Source organism: Pseudochelatococcus lubricantis, from assembly GCF_011762225.1.
GTDB classification, from domain to species: Bacteria; Pseudomonadota; Alphaproteobacteria; order Rhizobiales; family Beijerinckiaceae; genus Pseudochelatococcus; species Pseudochelatococcus lubricantis.
The window spans coordinates 86,558-104,054 of sequence record NZ_JAASQI010000006.1 but is presented as its reverse complement, the minus strand read 5'-3'; the positions used below and the strand labels follow the sequence as shown (position 1 = coordinate 104,054).

At 64.7% G+C, this 17,497-nt stretch carries 11 protein-coding genes; 1 reads left to right on the top strand and 10 read right to left on the bottom strand.

Annotated elements, in window-relative coordinates; translation table 11 throughout:
* Window positions 1–145: 145 nt before the first annotated feature.
* The 3 genes from FHS82_RS13270 to FHS82_RS13260 form a co-directional block, all read right to left on the bottom strand.
* Complete coding sequence (locus FHS82_RS13270) at window positions 146–3,325, bottom strand: efflux RND transporter permease subunit (protein ID WP_166953616.1); 3,180 nt, start codon at window positions 3,323–3,325, stop codon at window positions 146–148.
* Between the two features lie 74 nt (window positions 3,326–3,399).
* A complete protein-coding gene (locus FHS82_RS13265; protein ID WP_166953614.1) occupies window positions 3,400–4,599 on the bottom strand; it encodes an efflux RND transporter periplasmic adaptor subunit in 1,200 nt (399 codons plus the stop codon).
* A 52-nt stretch (window positions 4,600–4,651) separates the two neighbouring features.
* Window positions 4,652–5,488, bottom strand: a complete 837-nt coding sequence (locus tag FHS82_RS13260) for an alpha/beta hydrolase fold domain-containing protein (RefSeq protein ID WP_166953612.1) — start codon at window positions 5,486–5,488, stop codon at window positions 4,652–4,654.
* 108 nt (window positions 5,489–5,596) lie between these two features.
* Between FHS82_RS13260 and FHS82_RS13255 the strand changes: the two genes are divergently transcribed.
* The gene (locus FHS82_RS13255; protein WP_166953610.1) at window positions 5,597–6,490 is read left to right on the top strand and encodes a LysR family transcriptional regulator; all 894 of its coding nucleotides are present in this window, start codon (window positions 5,597–5,599) and stop codon (window positions 6,488–6,490) included.
* 93 nt (window positions 6,491–6,583) lie between these two features.
* On the opposite strand, the gene FHS82_RS13250 is transcribed toward FHS82_RS13255, so the two are convergent.
* From FHS82_RS13250 to FHS82_RS13220, 7 genes are all read right to left on the bottom strand, one after another.
* On the bottom strand, window positions 6,584–7,186 hold the full coding sequence (locus FHS82_RS13250) for an NADPH-dependent FMN reductase (protein WP_166953608.1): 603 nt from the start codon (window positions 7,184–7,186) through the stop codon (window positions 6,584–6,586).
* A 74-nt stretch (window positions 7,187–7,260) separates the two neighbouring features.
* Complete coding sequence (locus FHS82_RS13245) at window positions 7,261–8,475, bottom strand: FAD-dependent monooxygenase (RefSeq protein ID WP_166953606.1); 1,215 nt, start codon at window positions 8,473–8,475, stop codon at window positions 7,261–7,263.
* Between the two features lie 45 nt (window positions 8,476–8,520).
* Window positions 8,521–10,194 carry a dipeptide ABC transporter ATP-binding protein gene (locus FHS82_RS13240; protein WP_166953604.1) on the bottom strand — a complete coding sequence of 558 codons (1,674 nt, stop codon included), beginning with the start codon at window positions 10,192–10,194 and terminating at the stop codon, window positions 8,521–8,523.
* On the bottom strand, window positions 10,194–11,000 hold the full coding sequence (locus FHS82_RS13235; protein ID WP_166953602.1) for an ABC transporter permease: 807 nt from the start codon (window positions 10,998–11,000) through the stop codon (window positions 10,194–10,196). Before FHS82_RS13235 ends, FHS82_RS13240 begins: the two co-directional genes overlap by 1 nt.
* Complete coding sequence (locus FHS82_RS13230; RefSeq protein ID WP_166953600.1) at window positions 10,997–11,944, bottom strand: ABC transporter permease; 948 nt, start codon at window positions 11,942–11,944, stop codon at window positions 10,997–10,999. Before FHS82_RS13230 ends, FHS82_RS13235 begins: the two co-directional genes overlap by 4 nt.
* Window positions 11,945–12,040: 96 nt before the next feature.
* Window positions 12,041–13,576, bottom strand: a complete 1,536-nt coding sequence (locus FHS82_RS13225; RefSeq protein ID WP_166953597.1) for an ABC transporter substrate-binding protein — start codon at window positions 13,574–13,576, stop codon at window positions 12,041–12,043.
* Between the two features lie 251 nt (window positions 13,577–13,827).
* Entirely contained in the window at window positions 13,828–17,448 is a 3,621-nt protein-coding gene (locus tag FHS82_RS13220; RefSeq protein WP_166953594.1) for a hydantoinase B/oxoprolinase family protein, read from the bottom strand.
* Window positions 17,449–17,497 lie beyond the last annotated feature (49 nt).

Sequence of the window (17,497 nt, the reverse complement as noted above, 5' to 3'; positions counted from 1 at the left end):
AACGCAGTAATGGTCTATAGCATTTCGACATTTCATTGAAACGCCGAAATGATATAAATTTTTGATATTACGCGCTTTCTTCACGCAAACCGGTATCCACTTTGCTTGAAAACGCTTTAAACGATGACGATGTACGACCCGGCCGTCACTCCGCCGCCTGCGCAACCGGCGCCTCGACGTCATGCCTGGCCAGCGGGCGGTTGCCCGCCAGCTTGCGCATCAGCACGTAGAAGACCGGTGTCAGGAAGATACCGAAAGCGGTGACGCCGATCATCCCGGAGAAAACCGCGATGCCCATGGCCTGGCGCATCTCGGCACCGGCGCCGGTCGAGATGACCAGCGGCACCACGCCCATCACGAAGGCGAGCGAGGTCATCAGGATAGGCCGCAGGCGCAGCCGGCTCGCCTCGATCGCCGCCTCGACCGGCGTCCTGCCTTCGAATTCCAGCTCGCGCGCGAATTCGACGATCAGGATGGCGTTCTTGGCCGACAGACCGACCAGCACGACGAGGCCGATCTGGGTGAAGACGTTGTTGTCTCCCCCTGTGAGCCACAACCCGGTCAGCGCCGCAAGCAGCCCCATCGGGATGATGAGCAGGATCGCGATGGGCAAGGTCAGGCTCTCGTACTGTGCCGCAAGCACCAGGAAAACGAGAAGGATGGCCACGGGGAAGACGATCACCGCCGAATTGCCCGCAAGGATCTCCTGATAGGTCAACTCGGTCCACTCGAAGGCGAAGCCCTGCGGCAAGGTCTCCGCGGCGATGCGCTCCACCGCTTCCTGCGCCTGGCCGGAGGAGAAGCCGGGCGCCGCCCCCGCGTTGATGTCTGCCGAGAGGAAGCCGTTGTAGCGCATCGCACGCTCGGGCCCCGAGTCGGAGCGGACGTTCAGCACGGCGCTCAGCGGGATCATCTCGCCCGTGTTCGCGCGCACCTTCAGCCGGCCGATATGCTCGGGCTGAGCGCGGAAGGGCGCATCTGCCTGCACACGCACGGTGTAGGTGCGGCCGAACCTGTTGAAGTCGTTGACATATGTCGAACCGAGATAGGTCTGCAATGTGTCGAACACCTCATTCACCGGCACGCCGAGCTGACGGGCCTTGGTGCGGTCGATGTCGGCATAAAGCTGCGGGACGTTGACCTGGAAGCTTGAGAACATGCCCGCGATCTCCGGCGCCTGCGCGGCCTTTGCCATGAAGGCCTTGGTCGCCTCGTCGAGGGCCGCATAGCCGAGGCCGGCGCGATCCTCTATCTGAAGCTTGAAACCGCCGATGGTGCCGAGCCCCTGCACGGGCGGCGGCGGGAACATCGCAATGAAGGCTTCCTTGATGCCGGCGAACTCCTTGTTGAGCTGCATGGCGATGGCGCCGCCGCTCAGGGACGGGTCCTTGCGCTCGTCGAAGGGCTTCAGCGTCACGAAGACGATGCCGGCGTTCGACGAGTTGGTGAAACCGTTGATCGAAAGGCCCGGAAAGGCGATCGCATGGTCGACGCCGGGATGCTTGCGAGCGATCTCGTCCATGCGGCGGATCACGTCCTCCGTTCGGTCGAGGGTCGCGGCATCCGGCAACTGTGCGAAGCCGACGAGGTACTGTTTGTCCTGGCCCGGCACGAAGCCGCCCGGCACCGCCTTGAACAGCACGCCCGTCAGGACGAGCAGCAGGACATAGACGCCCAGCATGACCGCACGATGCGAGATCACGCGGCGCACGCCGCCGCCATAGGCCTCAGAGGAGCGCTGGAAGAAGCGGTTGAAAGCGCGGAAGAACCAGCCGAGCACCCGGTCCATCACGCGCGTCAGCGCATCCTTCGGCGCTTCATGGCCCTTCAGCAGCAGCGCCGCCAGCGCGGGTGAGAGCGTGAGTGAGTTGATAGCCGAGATCACCGTCGAGATCGCAATGGTGAGCGCGAACTGGCGGTAGAACTGGCCGGTGAGCCCGGAGATGAAGGCGAGCGGCACGAAGACCGCGACGAGCACCAGCGCGATGGCGATGATCGGGCCGGACACCTCCCGCATCGCCTTGTAGGTCGCCTCGCGCGGGGCAAGGCCGTTCTCGATGTTGCGCTCGACGTTTTCGACGACGACGATCGCATCGTCGACGACGATGCCGATGGCCAGCACGAGGCCGAAAAGGCTGAGTGCGTTGATCGAAAAGCCCATCAGATACATCACCGCGAAGGTGCCGACGATAGAGACCGGAACGGCGATGAGCGGGATAATCGAGGCCCGCCAGGTCTGCAGGAAGACGATGACGACCAGCACGACCAGCGCCACCGCCTCCAGCAGGGTGTGGATGACGGCGTTGATGGAGGCGCGCACGAACTGGGTGGTGTCGTAGACGATGCTGTAATCGACGTCCTCCGGCATGTTCTGCTTGATTTCGGCCATCACCGCGTCGACCCGGTCGGCAATGGCGATGGCGTTGGAGCCCGGCGCCTGGAAGATGGGCACAGCGACGGCCGATTGACCGTCCAGCAGCGAGCGCAGCGCGTATTCGGCCGCGCCAAGCTCGATGCGGGCGATGTCCTTCAGGCGAACGACCGCGCCGTCGGTGCCGGTCTTGACGATGATCTCGCCGAATTCCTCCTCCGACTGGAGGCGGCCCTGTGCATTGACGGAGAGCTGGAAATCGAGGCCGGGCGCGTTCGGCGATGCACCGATCACGCCGGCGGCGGCCTGCACGTTCTGGGCCCTGATTTCGCGCACGACATCACCGGGGGACAGGCCGTGCTCGGCAACCTTCTGCGGGTCGAGCCAGACACGCAGCGAGTAGTCGCCCGCGCCGAAGATCTGGACCTGGCCGACGCCATCGATGCGCGCCAGCCGGTCCTTGACGTTGAGCAACGCATAGTTGCGCAGATAGGTCACGTCGTAGCGTCCGTTCGGCGAGGTGATGTGCACCAGTATCGTCAGGTCGGGCGAACTCTTGACCGTGGTGACGCCGAGCCGGCGCACTTCCTCGGGCAGGCGCGGCTCGGCCTGGCTGACGCGGTTCTGCACGAGTTGCTGGGCCTTGTCGGGATCGGTGCCGAGCCGGAAGGTGACGTTCAGAGTCATCACACCGTCGGTCGTTGCCTGACTCGACATGTAGAGCATGCCTTCGACGCCGTTGATCTGCTCCTCGATCGGCGTCGCCACGGTTTCCGCGATCACGCGCGGGCTGGCGCCGGGATACTGCGCGCGCACGACCACGGTCGGCGGCACGACCTCCGGGTATTCGGAAATCGGCAGAGCCCTCATCGACAGCAGCCCGGCCAGAAAAATCAGAACGGAGAGGACCGCCGCAAAGATCGGCCGGTCGATGAAGAACTTGGAGAGGTTCATGGAGCGTCCCCTTTCGAGCGACGTAGCCTTGCGTCTGCGGCCCCGCTTGACGGCGGCCGCAGACCGCCATGGGTTCAACGTTGTGTGAGTTCGGTCGCGGGCTTCTTCAACTCGCTCTTCTCCGCCATGGGAACCCGTTCCGGCGCGACTGCCGCGCCCGGCCGGACGTGCTGCAGCCCGTTGACGATGATGCGCTCGCCGGGCTTCAGTCCGGCATTGACCACGCGCAGCCCGTCATGAGACGAGCCGAGCGAGACCTCGCGCCAGACAGCCTTGCTGTCGTCGCCGACGACGAAGACGAACTTCTTGTTCTGGTCGGTGCCGACCGCGCGCTCGTTGATGACGAGCTGAGGCTCGGCCTTGGCCTGCCCGAGCCGCACCCTGACGAACTGGCCGGGCATCAGCCGCCCGTCGGGATTGTCGAGCAGGGCGCGCACCCGCACCGTCCCGCTGGCGCCATCGATACCGTTGTCGACGAAGTGCAGACGGCCGCTGAACTGCGCCGCCTCGGTCGTCGCCGTGGTGAGCCTCACCGGAATCTGCTCCAGCGCATGCGAGCCATCCGGCAGTGAGGCAAGCGCGTCGAGCACGCTGCGCTCGTCGGCGTTGAAGGCCGCATAGATCGGATCGACCGACAACAGGCTGGTCAGCACCTGGCCGCCGGCGGTGATCAGATTGCCGACGGTGACGTCCAGCCGGCCGATGCGGCCGCTGATCGGCGCGCGGATCTGTGTGTAGTCAAGGTTGAGCTGCGCCACGCGGCGGGCCGCCTCGGCGGCACGCAGATTGGCCTGAGCTTCGCGCAGGGCGTTGACGCGGGTGTCGAGGTCGCGCTGCGACAGGTTGCGGGTGGCGATCAATTGCTGGCCGCGTTCGTGCTCTCTCTCGGAAAGCGCGACGCGCGCCTGGACGGCCAGTACCTGCGCCTGAGCGCGTTCCAGCTCGGCGAGATAGGGCGCCTGGTCAATGCTGACGAGCAGATCGCCCTGCTTCACCAGATTGCCCTCGCGGAAATGCACGGCCTCGACGACGCCGGAAACGCGGGAGCGCAGCTCGACGCGCTCGATCGCCTCCAGCCGGCCGGAAAACTCGGCCCAGGGCACAATCTCACGCGCCTCGACCGTGGCGACGGAGACCGGCACGGCGGGAGCGGGAGCAGCGGTGGTGTCGCCCTGCGCGCGGCTGCCGGAAAAGGCGAAGGCGGCGATGGCGGTCAGCGCGACGGAGACAGTCAGGGCAGCCACGAGGCCGCGACGGTTCGTTCCCTGAATCATAGGGGTCGGTCCTTCTTCGAAAATGACGTGGGATAGCTGGAAAGGGATGCCGTCAGGACGGCGCGGTCCGCCCATAGAAGGCGGCGATCTCTCCACAGGTCTTGCACAGGCAGGAGCCTTCCTCCGGTGCATCCGCATAAGCCTGCGGCCAGTGCGTCGGCGCAGCGCGCTCGATATGACGGACATGGACACCCGCCTGGCCGAGGCGGGCCGCATATTGCGCCGCCTCGTCGCGCATCGGGTCGTCCTGCGCGCTGATCAGCAGCGCCGGCGGCAGGCCGGCGAGGCGCGTCGCCTGCAACGGCGCGGCATAGGGATGAGCGGCGCGCTCGGGCGTGCCGAGATAGGCGGCCCAGCCATCGGCCCAGCAGCAGCCGACCGGGCCGGCCTGCGCACCGCGCAGGGAAGCGGTGGCGAGGCAAGCATCGAGCATCGGCGAAAGCAGGATCTGGCCGGCCAGCGCCGGGCCGCCGCGATCGCGCGCCATCATGGCGAGCGCTGCGGCGAGATTGCCGCCGGCCTCTTCGCCGGCGACATACAGCGGCGCGCCGCGGGCCACCCAGCGGCTCCGCCCCCTGGCAAGAGCCTCAAGCGCTGCATAGATGAGTTCGAGCGTCTCGGGGAAACGGTGGGCCGGCGCGAGCGGATAGGAGAGCGAGAACACGACTGCGCCGGCCTCGGTCAGTGCCGCCGCAACCGCCTGCCCTTCCGCCGGCGAGCCGCTGTTGAAGTGGCCGCCATGCAGATGCAGCACAAGGCCGGCGTGCTCCGGCACCTTGGCCGAAACGTAGAGACGCCCGGAGAAGGTTTCTCCACGAACGTTCAGGCTTTCTTCCCGCCAGAAGACGGAGAGAACCGGCTGAAGCTCCTGCGCGGCGGTCTCGGCCATGGCCTATCCTCGATGTTGCGTTGCGGTAGAAATTAGTGAATCGACGCACCGGAATAAATAGGCTATTCGTTCATTCATTATTCACGTACAGAAACAATACGAGATCACATGGACCAGTTGGCAGCGATACGGGCCTTCATGCGGGTGGTCGAGACAGGAACGTTCACCCGCGCGGCCGATATCCTCGACATGCCGAAGCCGACCGTCACCAAGCTGATCCAGCAGCTCGAAGGGCACTTGCGCACCAAGCTGCTGAACCGCACCACGCGGCGCGTGACGGTGACCATGGACGGCGCCGCCTACTACGAGCGGGCGCTCCGTCTCCTGTCGGAACTCGACGAACTCGACGCCAGCCTGACCCTGGCGCAGGCGCGGCCGAGTGGCCGGCTCAGGGTAGACTGCAGTTCCGCGCTGGCGATATCGATCATCATCCCGGCGCTGCACGAGTTCAACGCGCGCTACCCTGACATCCAGCTCGATCTCGGCCTGAGCGATCGCCCGGCCGACCTGATCGGCGAGAATCTCGATTGCGCGGTGCGTGCCGGGGAGATCACCGACCAGAGCCTGATCGCCCGGCGGATCGGCGAGATGCAACTTATCACCTGTGCCACGCCCGACTATCTTGCCCGCTTCGGCACGCCACGCCATCCGCGCGACATCGAGGACGGCCACCAGATCGTGGCCTACCGGCCGGCGCTCGGCGGCCGGGTCCTGCCGCTGATCTACCAGAACCACAGCGAAACGATCGAAGTCTCAGGGCGTTATACCATCGCCGTCAATGACGGCATGGGCTATCTCGCTGCCGGTCTCGCCAGCCACGGCATCATGCAGCTGCCGGCCTTCATGGCCCGGGTGCCGATCGCCGATGGACGCCTCGTCCCATTGCTGGAGAATTGGTGCACGGCGCCGAAGCCGCTGCACATCATCTATCCGCCGAACCGGCACCTCAGCAACAAGGTGCGCGTTTTTGTCGATTGGCTGGCAGAAATTTGCCAACGATGAGTTCGTTCTCGGCCAAAACGCCGGTCGACGGACGGGATGGCGGAACCCGGCCGAACGGGCGGCCGGGTTCCGGGAAACGCTGGACGCAAGCGGTCAAGCCGACTTTTGCGCCCGGGCGGCGCGACCGGCCTTGGTGATCTCGGCCCACCAGGAAAGCTGATCCAGCATTTCCTGGGTGCCCTGCCCGATCGTGCCCTCGATCGCCGTGATGGGCTGGTCGCCGCCGCCGTGCCAAACGGTAAAGAACTCGGTGCCGCTGATATGAACGGTGGAGCGGACCGGCACCATATAGAGTTCGACCGTAATCGAACGCAGATGCTCCACGGCACGCGCACCGCCGACCGCACCGTAGCCGAGGATGGCGGCCGGCTTGTAGTTCCACTCCACATAGGCCTGGTCGAGCGCGTTCTTCAGCGAGGCCGGTATGGAACGGTTGTATTCCGCAGTAACGAAGATGTAGCCGTCCAGCTCGCCGATCTTTTTCTGCCAGGCCAGAACCTTGGGATCCTGCGAGGCCTGCCATGCATTCGACGACGCCTCGTTGAAGAAAGGCAGGTCGTAGTCGCGCAAATCGACCAGCTCGACATCGATGTCGTCGCGGCGAGAGGCGACTTCAAGCAACCATCTTGCCGGCTTCTCGCCGAAACGGCTGTCTCGCGTCGAACCGATGATTATGCCGATCCGTGGCTTCGTCATAGTAGCAATCCTTATATTCTCGGACAAGAAAGGGCGGGACAGCAACGGGGGCGACCGGTGCCCGGAAAGCAAGATCAGGCCGCGACGTGCTCCTGAAAGGCGCGCGCGACATCGTAGTTCAGAATCCAGTGGTCGACCGAATTGCCGAAATAGCCGGTGATCGCCTTCGACGCCTCGCGCCATTGCAAGTTGCGCTGGTTGATGGCGAAGGGGTCCTTCAGCATCATGTAATTGGAGCGCGCGCGCGACTCGAGCTGAACCCGCGAGGCGCGCGGCAGGCGGAATTCCTCATAGAGCATCAATGCGCCAACCGGATCATCCGGCATGTGCGCCAGCGCATCGCCCAGCGCGCTGGCGTCCTCGGCGCCCTGCCCCGCTCCCTGGCCGATGAACGGCAGCGTGGCATGCGCCGCATCGCCCAGAAGCGCAACGCGCCCCTTGGCCCAGGCGTTGAGCGGTTCGATATCGAACAGCGGCCAGCGCAGAAAATCGGCCGACCTGGACAGCCATTCGCGAGCGGCCGGCTCCCAGCCCTCGACGAAGGAAAGAACCTGTTCCATAGACACGACCGCAGTGCGGTGGCCGGTGTCGAGGTCTTCCAGCCGCTGGTTGTTGCGATAGAGGCTGAGGTTGATGGTCCTGCGCCCGGCAAAGTTCTGCAGCAAGAACTGCCCCGGCGCCGGCCACGCATTTGCCGTCCACTGATAGCTTTCGAAATCGGGCAACTGTTCCGCGGGGATCAGGCCGCGATAGGCGACCTTGCCCGAGAACACGGGCTCGATCTCACCAAACACCAGACGGCGCACGGTCGAACGGATGCCGTCCGCGCCGATCAGCACATCGCCCGTGGCGACGTGGCCGTTCTCGAAGACCGCGCGCACGCCGCTGTCATCCTGCTCCACCGCTACACATCTCATGCCATACCGGGCCAGACCGGCGGGCAGCTGCTCACCCAGCCGGTCAAGCAGTTCGGAACGGCCGAACACCAGATAGGGCGACCCCAGTTCACGCTCGGCGATGGTGTCGCCCAGCCGGTTGGTGCTGATTATATTGCCGGTGTTCCATTCGCGCATGTTGCGCACCTCGACGGGCGAGCCGCAGGCCTTCACCAGATCGAGCAGCCCGATGCGCTTGAAGATGTTGGTAACATTGGCGGTGAACTGCACGGCCGAGCCGATCTCCGGGTTTCCCTCGGCGCGCTCGTAGAGTTCAACGTCCATGCCGTGGTAGCGCAGCGTCAGTGCGCTGATGATTCCGCCGATGCCACCACCGATAATAATCGCCTTCATGGCTGTTTCCTTCGCAAATTGCCGTCGAACGATGTGCTGGCGGCGTCAGGGATGCGTGCCCGGACCGGCCGGCCGCGCTCTGCGGGCGCGCTGGGCGGCCGGATCGGGCAAGGGGATCGAGTCGAGCAACGCACGGGTGTACGCATCGGCCGGATTGCGCAGCACCTCTGCCGCGGGACCTTGCTCGACGATGCGCCCACGGTTCATCACGACCACCCGGTTCGAGATGCTGGCGGCCAGCGACAGGTCATGCGTGATGAAGATGCAGGCGAAACCGTATTGCCGCTGCAGTTTGCGGAACAGCTCCAGCACCGTCTTCTGCACGGAGACGTCCAGCGCGGAAGTCGGCTCGTCCGCCACGACGAGCGAGGGTTTGACCGACAGCGCCCTCGCGATTCCCACACGCTGCTTCTGCCCGCCCGAAAGCTCGTGCGGGAAGCGGTCAAACAGCTCGGGCGCAAGGCCGACCTCCGACAGAAGATGGCGGATATGCCCGTCGCTGCAATCCAGGCCGGGCTTGTAGCGGCGGTTCCATTGCAGGGCCGCGCGCAGCGTGGCCCCGATCCGCATGCGCGGGTTGAGCGAGGCGTTGGCATCCTGAAACACCATGCTCACACCCGGAGAGTGCAGATCCTTTCCCGTACCCGCCCCCTGGCGCAGCCTGCCGTCGATGGTGACCTGTCCCCGATTCACCCGCAGCAGACCGGCTGCGACGTTACCCAGCGTGCTTTTCCCGCTTCCGGATTCCCCCACCAGCGCCACCACTTCGTTGCGCCGGATGGTCAGATCGATGCCGTCGAGCGCCTTCAGCTCATGCCCTCGGCGACCGTAGAAGGTGATGCCGACATCACGGAATTCCAGAACCGTCGTGTCATCTGATGGCGCCGGCGCATCCTCCAGGAAATCGCGCCTCTCCAGCGACGGGACCGCCGACAGCAACATACGGGTATAGTCCTCGCGCGGGGCGGAAAACAGATCCCCGGCCGGGCCGGTCTCGATCTTCTCGCCATGCCGCATGACCAGCACCCGGTCGGCGATATCCGCCACGACGCCGAAATCGTGGGTGATGAACAGGATGGACATGCCCATCTCGGCCTGCAATTCCCGCAGCAGATCGAGGATGCGGGCCTGCACCGTGACATCCAGCGCGGTCGTCGGCTCGTCGGCGATCAATAGCCTGGGGCGGCAGGCGATCGCCATCGCGATCATAACCCTTTGAAGCTGGCCGCCCGACAGTTCGAACGGGTACTGATCGCATTTGACCTCGGGATTGGGCAGCTTGACCTTGTGCAGCAGCTCGACCGCACGGGCGCGGGCCTCCGCCGGCGACAGTTTCAGGTGATTGCGGAGCACATCGCCGAGCTGCCGGCCAATCTTGTAGACCGGGTTCAGCGCCGCCATCGGCTCCTGAAATATGATCGACACATCGTTGCCGCGCAGACCGGTCAGCCGGCCGAAATCGTAGGGCAGCAGTTCCTCACCCCCGAAGGCGATGCTGCCGGTTACCCTGGCCCGCGGGCCGAGCAGGCCGAGCAGGCTGAGGGCCGTCACAGACTTGCCGGAGCCGGACTCCCCCACGATGGCCAGGGTCTCGCCCGGAGCGATGTCGAACGACAGGTCCTTGACAATTCCCGTGTCCCCGAAGGCGATGTTCAGCCCGCGGACCGCCAGCAGCGGCGGTTTTGCGATGGCGGTTGCCTCTGGCGTAAGGATACCCATCAGCGGCCTCCCTGTTCGCGCGGGTCCCAGAGGGTCCGCAGCGTGTCGCCCAGCGCGCTGAAGGTCAGGATGGCCGAGACAACGAACAGCCCGGGTATGAGCATCAGCATCGGGTGCGTGGCCAGATACCGCTGCCCGTCGGCAACCATGCCGCCCCATGAAGGCATCGGCGGCCGGATACCGAGGCCCAGGTAGCCGAGGCCGGAACCGACAAGAATCGCGGAGGCGATGGTCAAAGAAGCCTGCGCCAGCAGGGGGGCGACGATGTTGGGCAGAATCTGGCCCAGTATGATCGACCGGCGCGGAGCACCGAAGATGATGGCCGCCTGAATGAAGGGCCGGCTGCGGACCGAAAGGGTCTGGCCATAGGCCACGCGCGCGAAGCCAGGCGTGAACAGCAGCGCCAGCACGCCGATGAGGGTCGGCACGCTGGGGCCCAGCACGGCCACCACCAGCAGCGCCAGGATCAGCGGCGGGATCGACAGCATGACATCGATGCCGCGCATCAGAAAATCCTCTGTCAAGCCGCGCGAATACGCGGCGGTCACGCCGATCGACACCCCGAGCGAGAGCGCGATCATCGTCGAGGCCAGCGCAGTCAGCAGCTCGACCTGCGCGCCGGTGGCGATACGGGCCAGTATGTCGCGGCCGAAGTTGTCGGTGCCCAACAGATGCCCCGGCGTGCCGACGGGGGCAAAACGCGCGAGGATGTTCTGCGCCAGTGGGTCGACAGGCACGAGCAGCGGCCCGGCGACGGCGAAAGCCACCAGAATTCCGGCAATTAGCGGCAGGATGATGCGTTTCATCGTTTGCTCACCCGCGGGTCGAGAAAGCCGTACATGATGTCGGAGATGATATTTATCGCGATATAGAAGGCTGAAATCACGAATACGGCCCCCTGGATAAGCGGGTAGTCCCGCACACTGACTGACGAGACCAGCAGCGAACCAAGACCGGAGAGATTGAAGACCTTCTCCACCAGAACGGTGGCTCCGATAAGCCCGCCCAGTTCCAGCGCCGAGATGGTCAGCACGGGTGTCAGGGCATTGCGCAGAATGTCCCGGCGGAAGGTCACCCGTGTGGGAAAGCCGTAGGCGCGCGAAGTGCGCACCCAGTCCTGCGTCCGCACCTCAAGGATCTCGAAGCGCGTCACCTTCGCGATGGTCGCGGCGATAGGCAGCGCCAGCGTAACGACGGGCAGCACCAGGCGACGGACGTGCTCCGCGGGGTCGGAGAAGGGGGCGACGCCGCCGGCGGGCAGCCACCCCAGCGACAGCGACAGCCCGAGGATCAGGACCGAGCCCAGCACATAGCCCGGCACGGACAGGATGACCGGTCCCAGTATCGATACCAGTCGATCGCCCCAACGGGTCTGCACACTCAGGCTGCCCAGCAGAATGCCACCCGTTATGCCGAAGAAGGCGGCGAGCACGACCAGTTCGATGCTGACCGCCAGTCTGCTGGCAATGATATCGAAGGCGGGCTGGCTATATTGAAAGGAGATGCCGAAATCCAGCCGGAGCAACCCGATTACATGGTTGAGCAGCCGCACGGGCATCGGCTTGTCCAGCCCGAACTGCTGGCGCAGGGCGGCGACCACATCGGGGCCGATACCGGCCGTCTCGCTCAGCATGGCTTCGACCGGATCGCCGGGCACGACCTGGATAGCCAAGAAGATGATCACCTGCACGCAGACGATCATCGCCAGACCGATCAGAATGCGCTTCCCGCAATATGCAGCCAATCCCATCACGGTGAACTCTTTCGATTTGCAGGGCCGGACGCGGGCGAGCCCTCGCCCGCGGGCCGGTGATATCGCCCGGCGGACGGAAGAAGGCCGGCTCGCTCAGCGGATCGAGGTTTTCTCGATCATGTAGCCGGTGCCCGTGATGCTCAGGAAGCCGGGAATGTTCCTGAAGCCCTTGACCCTGTCGGTGTAGGCAAAGGCCTGGCTGCGTTGCGCCAGGGGCAGAAAGGGCACCTGATCGCCGATGATCCGGACGGCTTTCGCGTACTCGGCCCGCGCCTCTTCGTCGCCGGCGATGGCCTCACCGGCCTGGATATGGGCGACGATCTCCGAGGCATCGTATCCGTAGCTGCCGAAAGACGAGGCGGGCGCGCCAACCGCGTAGGCCTGCATGTAGACCGGTCCGGTCACCGACGGCGCGCCGCCGGCAACGGCAAGGTCGTAGTTACCTCCGTTCTTCGCGGAAGTGTAGGTCGGCCAATCGGGGGCGTTAAGCTCGGCGTCGATTCCAACAGCCTTGAGATCGGCCTGCATGGACAGTGCCATGTCGCGGAAGAACGAATAGGTCGACGACGTGAGGAGCGAAATCTTCATCCCCTTGGCCACGCCCGCTTCGGCCAGCAAGGCACGGGCCTTGTCGGGATCGTAGCTCCACAGCTCACCCATCGCGGGATCGTAACGATCGTTGCCCGGCGACATCGGCATGCCGTTCAGGGGATTGCCATGGCCGTAGAAGGCCGCGGCCACCACGTTGTCGCGATTGATCGCGTAGGCGATGGCCTGCCGAACCTTCGGATTGTCGAAGGGCGCGCGCCCGGTGTTGAATAGCGTATAGACGAATGGACCGGGAACCGCGTCGAGCACCAGTTTCGGCGTCGCCTCGATACGTTCGAAATCTTCCCAGCCGACGAAATCGACCATGTCGACATCACCGGCGATGAGCGCGTTCGCGCGGGCAGACGAGTCCGGATAGAAGATGAACTTCACGCCGTCCAGCGCAACCGCGTCCTTGTCATAGTATGTATCGGCCTTGACCAGAGTCAGGCTGACGCCGCTGTCGTTTGCCTTCAGCCTGAACGGGCCGGCGCCAATCCAGTTCACGGCACCCGGGGCGAGCGCCGCCGGCGGCGAGATGCCCGCGTTCGGATCGGCGAGGTAGTCCAGAAGCGAAGCGTTCGGCTTCGACAGGCGCACGAGTACTGTATGCGCATCCGGCGTCTCGATAGCTTCCAGGGTAGACAGTGCGGCATAGATTGCCGCTCCGGTCTCGCGACGCGCCAGATATTCGAGGCTGGCCTTGACCGTGGCCGAGTCGATCGGCGTACCGTCGTGGAACACCAGTCCCTTGCGCAAGGTAAAACGGTAGGTCGACGTGTCCACGGCCTCGAAGCTTTCCGCCAGAGCAGGGACAACGGTCCCGTTCTCGTCGAACTTCACCAGGCCGCGATGCAGCTGCTGGTTGACGATGAACTGGGCGGCGCCGCGCGACGGGCCGTAAATCAGGTTGCCGACATTGGCCGACAGCCCGAAAGTCAGCATCCTGCCGTCGTCCTGCGCCCGCGCAACCTGCGGGACGAAGCCGGCCATCAAGGTGACCAGGCCCATTGCCGTGGCCAGAAATGTTCTGCGGTGCATGCCGCAAGAAATTCTCGTCTTCATTTTCCCCTCGTTCTTGTCCTCTGCCGGGACCACAATAATGGAGAGATATTCAGCAGCTACCGAAATCCAACCCTATTGATAATCCATTATTTCAGCATCAAAACTTCCACCCGTTAATTTTTATATTGATGTATATTTTATTGTGAATTTATCTATTATTTTATAATTGTAAATTACATTTTTATAATTTGCCTCCCAAATTATCATCAACCATCAACACGTCGCCGTCATGCTGCTCCGCTCTCGTCCGGCCGGGTCTCCGCCTTTCCATAGCCGCCCCCGGTCGGCGTTTCGATGATTATGGCCTCGCCTGCCCGGATGGCGATCTGGACACAGGAGTCGAGTTCCTCGATGCGACCGTCGGTCCGACGGAGAAGATTGCGTCCCAGGCTACCGGGCTCGCCGCCGGCTGTGCCGAAGGGCGCCACATGACGATTGCCGCTCAGAATCGCGCAGTCCATGTCCTCACGGAACCGGATGACGCGACGCACGCCGTCGCCGGCCTTCCACCGGCCACGTCCGCCCGATCCGCGGCGGATGGAGAACTCTTCCAGCACGACCGGATAGCGCGCCTCCAGCACCTCGGGGTCGGTCAACCGGGTATTGGTCATGTTGGTATGCACCGCGGCCGCGCCGTCAAAGCCGGGCCCGGCGGGAGCGCCGGAGCAAATGGTCTCGTAATACTGCGTGGCCGCATTGCCGAAGGTCAGGTTATTCATCGTCGCCTGCGAAGAACCAAGCCGCCCAACGGCACCCAGCAAGCAGTTGGTCACCGCCTGGCTGACCTCCACATTGCCGGCCACCACCGCCGCCGGCCAGCGTGGCGATAGCATCGTGCCCTCGGGGATTGCGATATCGATGGGACGCAGGCAGCCGGCGTTCATCGGTATCGGACGCCCCACCAGCATGCGGAACACGAACAGCACCGCCGCACGGGTGATCGATTCCGGCGCGTTGAAATTGCTGTCCTGTTGCGCACTGGTGCCGGCAAAGTCGATGCGGAGCCGACGCGCGGCACGGTCCACGCTCAGCGAGACGCTGATGTGGCAGCCCTGATCCATAAGCAATTCGAAACGGCCGTCCGCCAGCCCGTCGATGACCTGCCGGACCTCGGCCTCGGCATTGTCCTGCACGTGCCCCATATAGGCCGCGATCACCTCGTCGCCGAACCGGGCGATCATGCGCCGCACCTCCGCCGCACCGCGCTCGTTGGCGGCAACCTGCGCCTTCAGGTCTGCGATGTTCTCGTCGATGTTGCGCGCGGGATACCTGGCGCCAGCCAGCAGCGCGCGCATCTCGTCTTCGAGAAAGCGGCCCTGGTCGACCAGCTTGCGGCTGTCGATATAGACGCCCTCCTCCTCAATGGTGCGGGCGCTCGGGCTCATGGAGCCGGGCGCCAGGCCGCCGATATCGGCATGATGTCCGCGGCTGGCGACGATGAAGCGGATGCGACTTCCCGTCTCGTCGAACACCGGGGTCACGACAGTGATATCCGGCAAGTGCGTCCCACCCTGATAGGGAGCGTTCAGCACGTAGACGTCACCCGACTTCATGCTGTCGCGGCCGCGCTCCAGCACGGAGCGGACCGAACTGTCCATCGAACCCAGATGCACCGGCACATGCGGGGCGTTGGCCACGAGATTCCCGGTTCCGTCGAAAAGGGCGCAGGAAAAATCCAGCCGTTCCTTCATATTGACCGAGCGGGCGGTGTTCTGCAGCACCACGCCCATCTGCTCGGCTATCGACATGAAGAGGTTGTTGAATACTTCGAGCATGACAGGATCGGCGGCGGTATCCAGCCGGGCGGTCTCGACCACGCCGGCGGTGCGCGTCAGGACAAGGTAGTCGCGTTCCGTAATCCGCCCGCTCCAGCCGGCCTCGATCACCACGGTCTGGTTGGGCTCGATCACCAGCGCGGGACCGGGCAGAATCCGGCCGGGCGCAAGCTGGTCGCGCCGGACAATGCGCGCATCGCGCCAGGCGCCCTGACTGTAGATGCGCGTGAAAGCGTCGGGCAACGCCGGCGGCAACGCGGGCACCGGGCGCAAGGTCTCGGGCACGACGGCTCCACCGCCGATCGACTCCACCGCCAGAGCTTCGACCACAAGGTCGTGCCCTGCCTGCACGAAGCCGAAGCGCTGGCGATGCGCCTGCTCGAACGCTTGCAACATGTCCTCCAGCGGGCCGGACTTTATCTCGATAGCCGAGTCAGTGCCGAGATAGCGCAGATGCACACGCACCTCGTCGCGGATCTCTTCGCCACTCACACCCTGCGCAGCCAGTTCGCCGCGCGTCTCAGCAAGCAGCGCGTCCGTCAGACGCGCTATCGTGTCCATCGCGGCGGCGTCCAGCACCGCTTCCACGCTTTTCTGCCGGCTGGCCCGCAGGTCCCCCAGGCCGATGCCATAGGCCGACAGCAGACCGGAAAAGGGGTGCACGACAATGGTACTCATGCCGAGCGTCTCGGCCACGAGACAGGCATGCTGCCCCCCGGCGCCGCCAAAGCAGGCCAGCGCATAGCGGGTGACGTCGTAGCCGCGCGCGACCGAGATTTTCTTGATCGCGTTGGCCATGTTCTGCACTGCGATGGTGATGAAGCCATCCGCGGCCTCTTCCGGGGTCTTCGTCCCGCCCGCACCCGCCACCAGCGCCGCAAATCGCTCTCGCACCACCTGCCCGTCCAGCGGCAGGTTCTGCTCGGGGCCGAATATGGAGGGAAAATTCTCCGGCCGCAGCTTGCCCAGCATGACGTTCGCGTCGGTGATGGTCAGCGGCCCGCCGCGGCGATAGCAAGCCGGACCGGGGTTGGCACCGGCCGATTCCGGCCCCACCTGGAAACGCGCGCCGTCGAACGACAGGATCGAGCCACCGCCCGCCGCAACGGTATGGATCAGCATCATCGGCGCGCGCATCCGCACGCCGGCCACTTCGGATTCGAAGCTGCGCTCGTACTCTCCGGCATAATGCGTCACGTCAGTCGAGGTCCCGCCCATATCGAAACCGATGATATGGTCGAATCCCGCCGCGTCGCAGGTTCGCGCGGCGCCCACGACACCGCCGGCCGGCCCCGAAAGGATCGCGTCGCGCCCCTGGAACAAGTGCGCGGAGGTCACCCCCCCGCCCGACGTCATGCACAGAAGCCGCGCGCCGCTGCTATCGAGATCCAGATCCGCAATCAGCCCATCCAGATATCGCTGCAGCACCGGCGAGAGATAGGCGTCGACCACCGTGGTATCCCCGCGCCCGACGATCCGGACGAGGGGCGAAACCTCATGACTGACAGACACCTGCCCGAAACCCATCTCGCGCGCCAGCGCAGCGAGCGCCCGCTCGTGCTGCGGGTAGTGATAGGCGTGCATCAGCACGATCGCGACGGAATTGATCCCGCTGGCACGCACTTCCTCAAGCTGGCGCCGGGCCAGTGACAGGTCCAGCGGAAGCTCGACCGTGCCGTCCGACAGGACGCGCTCAGCCACCTCGACAACGCAGCCGTACAGCGCGTCGGGCTTCTCGATGCGCACGGAGAAGATGTCCTTGCGCGCCTGATAGCCGATTTCGAGCTGGTCGCGGAAGCCGCGGGTAATGAGAAGTGCCGGAGGCTCGCCCTTGCGCTCCAGCAGCGCGTTGGTCGCGACCGTGGTGCCCATCTTGATCGTGCCGATCATCCCCGGGGGAATCTTCTCGCCGGGCTTCAGGCCAAGAAAGCTGCGGATGCCGGCAGAGGCGGAGTCGCGATATGCCTCGGGATTCTCGGACAGCAGCTTGCGCGCTTCCAGCCCGCCATCGGGCCTGCGCGCGATGACATCGGTGAACGTACCGCCGCGGTCGATCCAGAAATCCCAACGCATCGCCAACCTCTGTATATATAATTGATGATACGTTGACGATACATCGATA

Bases quoted from the DNA above. Each gene is read 5' to 3' on its own strand.
- FHS82_RS13270 (WP_166953616.1), bottom strand. From the start codon at position 3,325: ATGAACCTCTCCAAGTTCTTCATCGACCGGCCGATCTTTGCGGCGGTC.
- FHS82_RS13265 (WP_166953614.1), bottom strand. From the start codon at position 4,599: ATGATTCAGGGAACGAACCGTCGCGGCCTCGTGGCTGCCCTGACTGTC.
- FHS82_RS13220 (WP_166953594.1), bottom strand. From the start codon at position 17,448: ATGCGTTGGGATTTCTGGATCGACCGCGGCGGTACGTTCACCGATGTC.
- FHS82_RS13250 (WP_166953608.1), bottom strand. From the start codon at position 7,186: ATGACGAAGCCACGGATCGGCATAATCATCGGTTCGACGCGAGACAGC.
- FHS82_RS13240 (WP_166953604.1), bottom strand. From the start codon at position 10,194: ATGGGTATCCTTACGCCAGAGGCAACCGCCATCGCAAAACCGCCGCTG.
- FHS82_RS13230 (WP_166953600.1), bottom strand. From the start codon at position 11,944: ATGGGATTGGCTGCATATTGCGGGAAGCGCATTCTGATCGGTCTGGCG.
- FHS82_RS13245 (WP_166953606.1), bottom strand. From the start codon at position 8,475: ATGAAGGCGATTATTATCGGTGGTGGCATCGGCGGAATCATCAGCGCA.
- FHS82_RS13255 (WP_166953610.1), top strand. From the start codon at position 5,597: ATGGACCAGTTGGCAGCGATACGGGCCTTCATGCGGGTGGTCGAGACA.
- FHS82_RS13235 (WP_166953602.1), bottom strand. From the start codon at position 11,000: ATGAAACGCATCATCCTGCCGCTAATTGCCGGAATTCTGGTGGCTTTC.
- FHS82_RS13260 (WP_166953612.1), bottom strand. From the start codon at position 5,488: ATGGCCGAGACCGCCGCGCAGGAGCTTCAGCCGGTTCTCTCCGTCTTC.
- FHS82_RS13225 (WP_166953597.1), bottom strand. From the start codon at position 13,576: ATGCACCGCAGAACATTTCTGGCCACGGCAATGGGCCTGGTCACCTTG.